The sequence below is a fragment of the Anabaenopsis sp. FSS-46 genome, from assembly GCF_029891665.1.
GTDB lineage: Bacteria > Cyanobacteriota > Cyanobacteriia > Cyanobacteriales > Nostocaceae > Anabaenopsis > Anabaenopsis arnoldii.
In genome coordinates this window covers 23,515-35,299 of the sequence record NZ_JANQDG010000102.1, presented here as the reverse complement: position 1 = coordinate 35,299, position 11,785 = coordinate 23,515, and the positions used below count along the sequence as shown (strand labels likewise).

Sequence of the window (11,785 nt, the reverse complement as noted above, 5' to 3'; positions counted from 1 at the left end):
AAAACAATATTTGATTAAGTAGAGTTTTTGAGGTAGTCTAGTCCCCATTGATAGAGCGATCGCATTAACAGTTGATTGACACTAGGGGGGGGAATAATTTTTTTGAGGACATCCATCATTAAGTTTTTAATGATCTCTGGTGTTTCGGGAAATCTCACGGGAAAGTTATTATTATTCCACAGGTGACGAATATCTCTTAAGGTGATAGATTTACCTTCGTGAATTACCTCATTGCGTTTTTCCCTAATGGCGGTTAATAATTTTGACCATTGATGATTTTGATTATATCTTTGATAGTCGCACCAACCTTGAATTAAATCATACAGTGATGGCTCATCGCTTTTTTGGGGTTTCCAACCCCTCCTAGCCCAATTTTGTCTTGTTGACTGAATGTAAAGTAACCGTTCCAAAATCTGCGCGAATTGAATAAAGGCTGTGGTGTAGTTCTCCCGTTGTACCGATAAATCTATAATAATTGTAGACTCCCATAATTTAGTTAAATCATCACCTTGCGTGATATCTAACTGTGTATTCCAAGCTTGAAGCTGTTCCCCATCCACAGTTTTACTGACATGGCGAGAATTTAACCATTCTTTTAACTTGCGGAAAAAATCCTGATCATGAGATTCCCAGTTACTATACTTTGCTAAAAAACCAGCTAATTTATATAGTAGTTCGTACTTGTTTTGATGAATCCTCAACCACAGTTGAGCTTCCACAAAATCCCCTCTTTCCCAAGCTGAGATAATCCGTAACCGTTCCAAAGACCAAAAATATTCTCCCATGGGGATGAGTTGGAAGCTTTGGGAATGATTAGCGCTAACTAAACCATTTTCTGATGTGGTGAAAAATTCCCTAGGGTCATCAGGACTAGCATTGAATACCTGACACTGACGCACCAGAGCAGCGGCGCAAATTTCCACAGCAGATGCGATCGCAGGTGCACAACCTTTATTTTGTATCCACAAAACAAACTCTTGTTTGTTATCGGGCGAAAAACTATCTAAGGCTTCCTTTAAAACTAACAATTCCAATTCTTGACGAATAGCATAATTATCATTAGCGACAATTTTAGGCGCGTGAATATCAACTCTCAGTTGAGGATATAAGCTGATAATTTTCCCTCTCATTAACTCTGCTATCCACACCGTGTCAAGACGACGATGGAACCAAGAAACTGTTTCTGGTTGGTCAGTTCCCCACAGGATAATATGTTTTAAACCTTGCTTCACCCCTTGGTCAATTATATTTTGATCTAGGAGTAATTCCACAGGGCTAAAATCACCCCCTAACCATTCCTTGCAGTATTCATAATAACGCTGTCCCAGGTCTTTAGCACTACAGGGGTAAGTTTTGTCATTTTCTAGATGTACACCCCGTTCTATTCCCAATTCTTGATACAGTTGAGTGATATGGGAGGGATAACCAATATTACCATCAGCACCAAAGGAACGAATAATATGATCTTTGCAGCGCCAGCCTATTTGTCGAGTACCTACGGTAATAATTAAGGTATCAACGTGTTCGGAATTATTGACACTCATAGGGGGAAAATTTGTAAAGAATTTTCTAAGGTTTGTAAATATTGTTTCCGGGGGTCTGCATTAGCTCCAAATACGGTTACTACTTGATATTCGTCTAAATCTGCAATCCATATGGGGGAAGGAACTACTTCACGTTTAATCTTGTTGGGGTAGTCTTTTCTAACGCCACCGCAGAGGTTTTTGGCCTTAGTGTAGTCAGAATGTTCTAATTGGTGAAACCGTTGATGTAAAATATGCAGTGGATAGGGTTTATTGGTCCTTGTGTCACCACTAACTACTACAATTCTGGCATTAATATCTAATGCTTCACGCCAAGTAGAAGAGTTAGCTGTACCAGAGTTTTGTAGTTGCTGATAATTACAATTAGCGCCTAAACTTTGGAATGCTTGATAAAAATCTCTGAGTCGCTGTTTAAAGAGTTTTTGAAATTCCCTAGGAGTTTCTGGTAATTCCCAAAATGAATTTTCTCTGTCTGGTATGAGGGTAGAACCACGCCACCAAGGAGCATACTGATTATTGTAGCGAGAATAACAAGGTCTTCTGGCTCCCTGACCAACGCCACCTAAATGGAACATTAACCAAGTCAAGTTTTTCCCTAGTTTCCTTAAGTTTTCTTGCTGATTTTTTGGTATCTCTGGGGAGTAATTTAATGTTAAAATACCTTCTTGTTGCCCAGGATCATCTTGTTGATTTTTAGCTTCCCTTTGGGTGACTCTACCATCTAATACCCTCACCATTAACCACCCTAATTCTTTTTTAGGGGTAATGGTCCCAAATATTTTACCTTCCCAGGTTTGAACTTGTCCCGGTTCTAAAACCCCTAAAGCCAAGGTTCTAAACCAATAACGGAGCATGGATTTAAACGCTACCGGTCTAACTTCTGCATGATTGATTGTATTTGCTCTACCTTGGTGGTTCAAGGGTTGATTAACATTGCTAAATTTTTTCCTCCCATGAATTAATTGACCTTCTAAAATAAACTCAACTCGGAAAAATTCACTTTGGGGGATAATTTTACCAGCACGGTTTAACTGACCGTAACCACTATTGACTTGGGAACCAATTCCCCCTTGTAAACCTAGAGTTAACCACTGTTTAACTTTTTCTAAAATTTGCTCATCTGTACAACCGCTAGCTAGACGTAACCCAATGAGAAAAAAAGGTTTTTCTAAACTCAAAAATGGGTTAGGATTAGGACTATATACTGTTGTGTTACCTTCCCATTTCCAAATATTATTAGCCATATCTACAGCTAACACATTCTCATTTGGTTGAGGGAGGGGATAAGCATCGAGAAAGACAACTTTACCAGAGCGTTCGCTGTTGTTTGTGGTTTCTAAGGAGCCAAACCAAGGCGCAACTTGTTTTTCTGCGTCTTTCCAAGAAATTCCCTGTTGGGTGATAATTTCCCGAATAGCTTGGGTTCTAGCTACACCCCTTAAAGTGCTAGAAGGAATGTATGGTAAACCCAAAGCATCAAAAGCAGGTAATAAAATACTTTCTGGTCCGCGGTGTCCACCTACTCTAATGCGCCAAGGACATTGAACTTTAAAGCTAGTTTGGGCGATTAATTCTGTGCGCTGGGTTAGTTGTTGTAAGCGATCGCGGTAGTTCCCCTGTTCTGCTAATTGTAATATCTGCAATTTGGTGATATCTTTATTTTCACCGTCAGGCGATCGCATCCAGCGTAAATACTCAACAAAACTAGCTTCTTTATGTGGTTGCGGTGGATTTTCAGGGTTTAACCAAGGGGAAGGTTGACCACCACCTCCACCATGACCACCACCCCCACCATGACCACCACCTCCACCATGATTACCACCTCCACCATGACCACCACCCCCACCATGACCACCACCTCCACCACGATTAGAATTAGGTCTATTAACTGCTTGGGGTCTAGGGTTGTTGGGATTATTGCGGTTTGGTCTTTGAAATACCATGATTTTTATTCTCCCTTAATATCTGCATAAATAGCAGTCGCCCAAAAACTAAATTCCTGTGCTAAAGCTAGACCTAACCCAGTTAAACCTAAATATTCATCTGTACCGAGTTTTCTTAAAGTATCTAAACCGCGATCGCCGACTAAATTTCGTACTCCTGAAACCTCTTCTAAACACTGAAAAAACTTCTTCACCACCTGCTTTTTACCCTCCATATTATCACCCAAGGCTGTTTCCTCAGCCTTAAGGCGCATCATTCCCCAGGTAGAAAGATAGGTATAAAGTTCAACTGCTTGACTTTTTTGTTGTTTCAGACGAGTATCATCTTGATTAGGGAGAGCGCGCAAATTATTTAAAGCGTCATAAATCGGACTAGCGAGAGTTCTGGGGTCAAAGGTCATATGGTCATCCTATTTGAGTTGAGAAATTATCAGTGAGGAAAGGGAACAGGGAACACCGGAACAGGGAACACCGGAACAGGGAACAGAGAACAGGGAACGGGGAACACACCGAACAGGGAACAGAAATTGTTCATGAATCATTTAGAATTTCTATATCAATTAATTCCTGTAATTAATTTCATAATTGCTGATTTCTACATCCATTGTTGAACAAATCCCCGTCCTAAACTTTCCTGTCCACCAATTTGCACAATGGTATTACCAGCTAATAATGTTTCAAACTCAGAGCAGGAGTTTTGTGATCTTCCATTCGCTTGGGATGTCATACCCCAGGGTAAATACATCAATGTATCTGGGGGGATAGCTTCCTCATAGCGAAAACCACCATCTACAGATTTATGTTCATCCAATTTAATTTTTACCTGTCGCCATAAACTCATTTGAATTAATGTACCGCAATGTTGATCAGGTAAAACTAACAGGCGATTAATTGAACTTGTGGGCGAGGATTTAGGGACAAAATCTGCCCACTTATCCCATTTTTTTAAGTTTTCCGCCTTAATAATGGCATCTTTGAGGTAAATAGCAGAGTTAACAGCAGCGAAATTACAGCTATATTCTGGGGGGATAGTTAAATGACCTAAATTACCGCCTTGTAATCGTTGCCATCTTTGTAATAACATAGGACAACTCACCCACACCACACTATGGCTGAGAGATGGTACCGGTAACCACAATATAGAAGCGTCACCAATCCAAATATCACCTTGTTCTAATTTACCATCTTTTAAATCTGTACCAAATAACTGAGCTTGAATGCTTTTCTCTGCAAGAGAACGGATTTTACCGCGCATGGTGCTAGAAGGAATATAAGGTAAATTAGTATGTGACTCCCGCGCAATTCCCAGTAAATTACCTTCTTGAGTTGTACCACCTGTATGTAATGGTGACAGTAAATATAAATAAATCGATTTCATGATGATGTTACCTAACTTAATTGATTGCTATTTGTATTCAATCCACAGCATTTCGGAATAACCCAACCGTCGCCAATTATTTACACGCTTCAGGGAATCATCCTGAAATAATCCTTGGGGTTGATTCAAAAAATACAAACTTCCCGGCGGTGCTGCAAATACTTGAGGTGCAGGAATGCTATTATTCTCAGTATATTTACCACGAATACGGCAACTAATAGGTACTGGCTTATCAGTAGCCATGGTAACAAATTTACCATTTATTAATTTCCATTCCCAGGGATAGGGACGACATAAAGATGTAAACCTGTTATTTCTAATGCGGTGTTTACGTTCAAATACCCCAGGGGTAATTAAATAAGCAATAGATTTATGAGTAGATTGGAAATTCTCCTGGGAAATTCCTTGAAGTTCTACCCATTGTTGTGTTAATTCTGGACAATATTCTATCATTGTCCGGTGTCCTTCCCCTCCTAATCTCATCGTATTAGGTGTTGGTAATTCCTCATCAACACCGATGGCTAAACTCCAATGAGGACGGAGGCGAATGGCGTTTTCTACAAAATAACCATCAGCATCTTTAACTTGTCTAGTTCCCGGCTCTAGGCTATTATGAGAACGGGTTTCTATAGTCCAAGGTTCATCTTCATGCCTACCACTCTCTACTAACCAATCTTTTGCTTGAATCTTCCCTGTTTTCAGATAATCTTTAACAACTTCATAAGGTAGATATTGTCTGAAGTCATCAGCTTGACCCTTAGCTGAATTGTATTCGTCATCATCTCTAGATGCATCAGCGGGTTTAACTAAAGGACAAGGTTGATTATGATCCCACAATGCATTATGCACATGAGATTTATTTTCCCATACTAGTGGCACCAGGGGGATAGATTTGACAAATCCTAGGGGACGAGGAAAATATAAGGTATTCTGTCCCTGGTTTTGACGACAGAGCAACGGACCTGTTAAACGAAACTCTTTTTTCTCTCCTAAAAGTCCCCGCAATGCTCCGGCGATCGCATGACCATTAGGAGGAAATACACTCCCGGCCCAAGCCCTTTCCTGTGGTGAAAAGGGTTTAGCATCCCGTAACATTAATATATCTAAAGGTGTGAGTTTGTACCAATACATTAACGACCACCTCCTATTTTAATATGGCGGTTACGTTTGACAAATGCTGCAAGTTTTAACCAGTTCTCCACTTCATCATTAAGATGAGTAATTTGAGTGGTTGTAAACAGAAGGTTGAGAAATGCTGCTAATCTTTGTTGAAACTCGGCTTTTGCAGTTTGATTATTTTGGAACTGGTCACGGCGATCGCAAAATACCTGCGTCCAAGGTAAAATAGCCTCAGAATTAGGCGCTGGGTGTTGACTCCACAAACTCGCAGCTTGTTCAAATAGGGCGCTGTCTTCTTCCCCACTGATTAATATTTGCCATTGATGAAAAACTTCAAACTTTGCCGTTGACTGTAAGGTGTTACCATTACCGTATAGTACCCGCACCTGTACAGCATCCTTTTTTGCACCTTCAGGACTGTGATGTTTTTTAGCTTTTTTTTCTGCTTCCCAGAGACTTTCTAAGGCGATCGCTAGGGGAACGGAATGATGGGCGATGATAATACCAAAGCTGATAGTAGCTGCGCTCCCCATAGTAAACAGAGGACGGTCAACTAACTGCTGGCTATTACCTTTATACCGCCAATAATCACCATCATTACTAAATTCATCCTTGGGGTCTTCTCCACCTTGGAAACATTGGCGAATATCCCATAACCATTCGTCCCATTCCCACAGATTCGTATAGGCTAGAACGTCATCACCACCACCATAAATCAGTTTACCAGCATAGCGACATTCTGTGAGGTAAGGCACAAGTTGATTAGAAAAATCTAGTAAAGCGCGACTTAAGGCATTATGGGTACTAGGTCCCATGCGTTTTTTCAGTTCTAGGAATTGGGGGAAATTCTCTAAATCAACCTCCAAACCAGAGGGAATATATTCCTTATAGGCTTTCATCTTCGCCCCTTTTAACCATTCACTCATCCCATCACCATCACCAGCGGCTAACACATACCAGCTAGATGGGTTATTTTGGGGATAGTATTGACTAATAATCCGATTCAATACCTGAGTATATTCAATTCTAAATTCCTTCCCATCTTCCAACTCCTCCACTAACCACCCAGAATTGAGTAGACGGGGATGATATTGTTTAGGAGTATTTTGTTTATCTCTCCAAGGAATACCCCATTTACCGCGCATATCTTGGAGCATTGTTTTGGTGTCGGTAAACCTGCTAATTATAGCTTGACAAGCCTGATTAAAATTGTTTTCATGTTCAGACTGACCCTGATTAACCTTCAAATACCCCGCGACTCCAGAAGTTAAATCAGGATAGGATACTTGTAAATCAGGTACCCCTAATAATTCGCCGATAATTTTTGGTAAACCGCGTTTAAGGGTTTCCGTCGCGTTTAACTGTTCTGTACCATCAAATAAACCAGCTTGTCTTGACCACAATCTTTTAGTATCCCCTTCTGTTGTCCAGTCCTTACCAGGGTTGACCACAGGACCAATACCAGAAATTGTAGACCGCGGACCAAATGCTGTGGGTATTTCCCAATTTCTAGCATTTTTCACAGATGCTAAACTTGCACGAGTAGCATCAAATATATATCCCCACCATGAACCAACATTAGCACTAAAGCCTCGTTTTTGCTTTTCCCAACGTTTTTTATATGCTTCCCGCAGTAATTTTAATTCTTGGTCTTTAAATAATTTAACTCCCTCACCTGTCACCGGTTGATGTAAATTATAGGTTTGGTTTTGTACCTCACACCATTCTTGCAATTCTTGATCTTTATTTTCAGCAGCGGAAATCTTAAATTCCTCACCTTCTTTCCCAATCGGTAAAGCAGTCCAATAAAACTGCCATTGGGATTGTAACCAACCTTCCCAAGTGCTATGATTAGCATCTAGGTTTCTCATCCAATAACGTTCGTTTTGTAGTTCTTCTAGAACTAATTTACTAATATGTTGCCATTCAGCGAGCAGAGTTTGTTGGGCTGTTTGCATGGCGGCTTTAACTTTAGCTTGAGGCAAAACTAAAACTATAACATTAGGGAAACCTGCGGTTAGTAATGATTCTGCTGTCGGTGCGGTTACCCACTGCTTATATTCTGGATATGTTTGTAGTAACCAATGGTCAATCAGTGGTTGTTGGTAAAGACTGGGATAAAGTAAACTATCTGGGCCATATTGATTAGCCAGTTTCCAGCAAACTTTGGCTGAAAGATAATGTAACAACCACGAACCAGCCCAAAAATCCCGCATTTTGCGACTGGCCTTGATTAGTTCTTGTACCGGACTAAAGCTAAATACTGCTAGGTAGGGATGAGATACTGGTTGATTTCTTGGCCACTGTTTGACTTGTTCTAGGGTTAGGTCATATCCTGCTAATGCGCCAGCTAAAGCTGAGGTCATGCTTACATGACTCCAGATGGAAGCATCGGGTAATCTGGTTTCCGCCGGCATTAACATTAATGAACTATCATTAAATAAGTCACAGGTTGCTTGGGGTAAACAACGCCATAACCACCAATATAATTTCTTAATCTGGGCAATATTATCTGTAATATCTGCGGTTTGTAGTTCTTTCGGTATGAGTTGTAATAATTGTTGCTCTTTTTCTGCTAAATAGTCTTTACGTGGAGATGTGATTAAGGTCTGATGCTCTCTAATCTTAAATTCTTGGGTTGCACCAGATAATAAATGAGTAATATCTAAGCCCTTCTCAGGATTCTTCCCCGGAGCATAGTTAATAGTAGCTGTCACACTACCTATGGCTGCTCTGTCACTAGCGGAGGCGATATAGTCAGCTAAAAGTATATTTTTTAATACTTTCCCAGCTGATTCTTCAGGTATTCTATTAATCTCAACCCAAGGTTTCATTGCTTCTAGTTGCTCATAGAAGCTGTTCCCACCCCTACCGCTGTTGTTGTGTAAGGCTTTTAACACAGGGTCATGGAGTAAACCCCAAATTTTCGCCCGCCAATACTCTGTTGACATTAGTATTTTATCTGTGTAGCCGATATCAGTATCCTAAAAGATTTAGTTCATATCTGTCTATTAACAGGAAATATTACCAAAATATCTTACCTAGGGCTGAAAAGCTTTAATAATAACCGTTTGGGGTATTGTAAAGATTATTACTAATATTATTTTTTTATTTGGTTAAAGTTTGATATAGTATAAAATATCTTAGACAAAAAGGCTCAACAGTCTTGAGGGTGGGGTTATGGTTTGCCTACAGGAGTAATTGCTAATGGGATTGTCAACTCAGGTAACTGGCGATATCTCCCTGGGAGAATTTCTGAAATTATCAGATACTAAACCGCCCAGGGAGTATATTGATGGCTGCATCTACCAAAAACCAATGCCCCAAGGGAAACATAGCAGAATCCAAACTTGTTTATCAACTAATATTAATCAGGTGGGTGAACCCCAAAAACAAGCCTTAGCACTAACTGAATTACTCTGCACCTTTGGGGGAGGTTCTTTAGTGCCGGACATTGCTGTATTTGCATGGTCACGCATCCCCACTGATGAAGATGGGGAAATTGCCAATAAGTTTGAAAGTTATCCAGATTGGACTATTGAAATTTTATCACCCGACCAATCGCCAAATTACGTAATTAATAAAATTATTTTTTGTATGCAGCAGGGGACTAAGTTAGGTTGGTTTATTGACCCTAATGATAAATCCGTCATGGTATTTCAACCTCAACAATTACCAGAGGTCAAATACAATACTGATATATTACCTGTGCTTGATGTGTTAAAAGATTGGCGGTTACAGGTAAGACAGATATTTAGTTGGTTGCAAGTGAAATAAATTTGGTATTAATTAAGACGCACTTGATAGATAAACTAGGGATGAACATTATTTATTTCTGGATAAGTTTACAGAAAACCCCCCGGAATTGTGACAATTAAGCTAGAATTATTAAAGGTTCTTTACAGAAGTTGCTAATTAACAATAGTTCTGTTAGAGCGACTCGTATTGACATTGAAAACTGAAAACCCCCTCTTGAGTTCACTAAAAGCTCCTATGACGCTCCCAATTCGCAACGTCGCCATCATCGCCCACGTTGACCACGGCAAAACTACCCTGGTTGATGCGCTCCTCAAACAATCTGGTATTTTCCGAGAAGGTGAAGACGTTCCGGATTGTGTCATGGACTCCAACGCCCTAGAACGGGAGCGGGGTATTACCATTCTCTCTAAAAATACAGCTGTTCGCTACAAAGACACATTAATTAACATTGTGGATACCCCCGGACACGCCGACTTTGGCGGCGAAGTGGAACGGGTACTAGGTATGGTGGATGGTTGTCTGTTAATTGTAGATGCTAATGAGGGTCCGATGCCCCAGACACGCTTTGTATTGAAAAAAGCGTTAGAAAAGGGACTGCGCCCCATTGTGGTGATTAACAAAATTGACCGCGCCCAGGGTGACCCCCATGTGGCTGTAGATAAGGTTTTGGATCTGTTCTTAGAATTAGGTGCAGATGAAGACCAATGTGATTTTACCTATCTATTTGCTTCCGGTATGGGCGGTTACGCCAAGGAAACCATGGAAGGGGAAGCGGTAGATATGCAGCCTTTATTTAATGCGATTTTACAACACGTTCCACCTCCTGTAGGGGATATTAACAAACCTCTACAATTGCAAGTCACCACCCTAGATTATTCGGAATATCTGGGACGGATTGTGATTGGTAGAATCCATAATGGTACTATCCGCACTGGACAACAGGCGGCTTTAGTAAAGGAAGATGGTACTATTGTCAAGTCCAAAATTACCAAATTAATGGGGTTTGAAGGACTCAAGCGGGTGGAAATGGAAGAAGCCACCGCGGGTTATATTGTGGCAGTATCTGGTTTTGGTGATGCTTATATTGGGGAGACTATCACCGACCCCAACGAACCCCAAGCTTTACCTTTAATTAAGGTGGATGAACCCACTTTACAAATGACTTTCTGGGTGAATGATTCACCTTTTGCCGGTCAAGAAGGTAAACTGGTAACATCCAGACAGGTACGCGATCGCCTGTTGCGGGAATTAGAAACTAACGTCGCCCTACGAGTAGAAGAAACTGACTCCCCCGATAAATTCCAAGTTTCCGGTCGGGGTGAATTGCATTTGGGGATTTTAATCGAAACCATGCGCCGAGAAGGTTTCGAGTTCCAAGTATCTCAACCACAGGTAATTTACCGAGAAATCAACGGTCAACCTTGCGAACCCTTTGAACTCCTAGCGCTGGACGTTCCCGAAGATGCAGTAGGTAGCTGTATTGAACGCCTAGGACAACGCAAAGGCGAAATGCAAGATATGCAAGTGATTGGGAATGGTCGCACCCTGTTAGAGTTTATCATTCCCGCCCGGGGTTTAATTGGTTTCCGGGGTGAATTTATGCGGTTAACTCGTGGTGAAGGGATTATGAACCACAGTTTCCATGATTATCGTCCCCTCACCGGTGACATTGAAGCCCGCAACAAAGGGGTTCTGATTGCATTTGAAGAAGGTGTTTCTACATTCTACGCCATGAAAAACGCAGAAGATAGAGGCGCATTCTTTATCACTCCCGGAACCAAAGTTTATAAGGGTATGATTATTGGAGAACATAATCGCCCCCAAGACTTAGAGTTAAATGTGTGTAAAACCAAGCAATTAACCAATCACCGCGCCGCTGGTGGGGATGAACTGGTACAATTGCAAACACCAATAGAAATGAGTTTAGAGAGAGCTTTAGAGTACATTGGTTCAGATGAATTGGTGGAAGTCACACCGGAATCAATTCGTTTACGCAAAGTCAGCAAGAAATTCGCCAAACGTTAAAAACCCCACCCCCAAAC

General features: G+C 40.9%; 8 protein-coding genes. 2 read left to right on the top strand and 6 right to left on the bottom strand.

Annotation, left to right across the window (positions count from 1 at the left end; translation table 11 throughout):
* Positions 1–14: 14 nt before the first annotated feature.
* The 6 genes from NWP21_RS11930 to cas10 form a co-directional block, all read right to left on the bottom strand.
* Entirely contained in the window at positions 15–1,544 is a 1,530-nt protein-coding gene (locus NWP21_RS11930; RefSeq protein ID WP_280792873.1) for a hypothetical protein, read from the bottom strand.
* Positions 1,541–3,487, bottom strand: a complete 1,947-nt coding sequence (locus tag NWP21_RS11925; protein WP_280792872.1) for an RAMP superfamily CRISPR-associated protein — start codon at positions 3,485–3,487, stop codon at positions 1,541–1,543. The genes NWP21_RS11930 and NWP21_RS11925 overlap by 4 nt, the downstream gene beginning before the upstream one ends.
* A gap of 5 nt (positions 3,488–3,492) precedes the next feature.
* The gene (locus NWP21_RS11920) at positions 3,493–3,888 is read right to left on the bottom strand and encodes a hypothetical protein (RefSeq protein ID WP_280792871.1); all 396 of its coding nucleotides are present in this window, start codon (positions 3,886–3,888) and stop codon (positions 3,493–3,495) included.
* Positions 3,889–4,082: 194 nt separating this feature from the next.
* Positions 4,083–4,865 carry a type III-B CRISPR module RAMP protein Cmr4 gene (gene cmr4, locus NWP21_RS11915; RefSeq protein WP_280792870.1) on the bottom strand — a complete coding sequence of 261 codons (783 nt, stop codon included), beginning with the start codon at positions 4,863–4,865 and terminating at the stop codon, positions 4,083–4,085.
* Positions 4,866–4,892: 27 nt separating this feature from the next.
* Positions 4,893–5,996: a type III-B CRISPR module-associated protein Cmr3 gene (locus tag NWP21_RS11910; RefSeq protein WP_280792869.1), complete on the bottom strand. Its 1,104-nt coding sequence runs from the start codon at positions 5,994–5,996 to the stop codon at positions 4,893–4,895.
* Complete coding sequence (gene cas10 / locus NWP21_RS11905; protein WP_280792868.1) at positions 5,996–8,935, bottom strand: type III-B CRISPR-associated protein Cas10/Cmr2; 2,940 nt, start codon at positions 8,933–8,935, stop codon at positions 5,996–5,998. Before cas10 ends, NWP21_RS11910 begins: the two co-directional genes overlap by 1 nt.
* Before the next feature lie 256 nt (positions 8,936–9,191).
* Here cas10 and NWP21_RS11900 point away from each other — a divergent pair, with 256 nt between their 5' ends.
* Together NWP21_RS11900 and typA are read left to right on the top strand one after the other, a co-directional pair.
* Complete coding sequence (locus tag NWP21_RS11900) at positions 9,192–9,761, top strand: Uma2 family endonuclease (RefSeq protein ID WP_280792867.1); 570 nt, start codon at positions 9,192–9,194, stop codon at positions 9,759–9,761.
* 216 nt (positions 9,762–9,977) lie between these two features.
* Entirely contained in the window at positions 9,978–11,768 is a 1,791-nt protein-coding gene (gene typA, locus NWP21_RS11895) for a translational GTPase TypA (RefSeq protein ID WP_280792866.1), read from the top strand.
* Positions 11,769–11,785 lie beyond the last annotated feature (17 nt).

What these genes read in the sequence shown, in the direction of transcription:
- NWP21_RS11930 (WP_280792873.1), bottom strand. Translation starts at nt 1,544, where the DNA reads ATGAGTGTCAATAATTCCGAACACGTTGATACCTTAATTATTACCGTA.
- NWP21_RS11925 (WP_280792872.1), bottom strand. Translation starts at nt 3,487, where the DNA reads ATGGTATTTCAAAGACCAAACCGCAATAATCCCAACAACCCTAGACCC.
- NWP21_RS11920 (WP_280792871.1), bottom strand. Translation starts at nt 3,888, where the DNA reads ATGACCTTTGACCCCAGAACTCTCGCTAGTCCGATTTATGACGCTTTA.
- cmr4 (WP_280792870.1), bottom strand. Translation starts at nt 4,865, where the DNA reads ATGAAATCGATTTATTTATATTTACTGTCACCATTACATACAGGTGGT.
- NWP21_RS11910 (WP_280792869.1), bottom strand. Translation starts at nt 5,996, where the DNA reads ATGTATTGGTACAAACTCACACCTTTAGATATATTAATGTTACGGGAT.
- cas10 (WP_280792868.1), bottom strand. Translation starts at nt 8,935, where the DNA reads ATGTCAACAGAGTATTGGCGGGCGAAAATTTGGGGTTTACTCCATGAC.
- NWP21_RS11900 (WP_280792867.1), top strand. Translation starts at nt 9,192, where the DNA reads ATGGGATTGTCAACTCAGGTAACTGGCGATATCTCCCTGGGAGAATTT.
- typA (WP_280792866.1), top strand. Translation starts at nt 9,978, where the DNA reads ATGACGCTCCCAATTCGCAACGTCGCCATCATCGCCCACGTTGACCAC.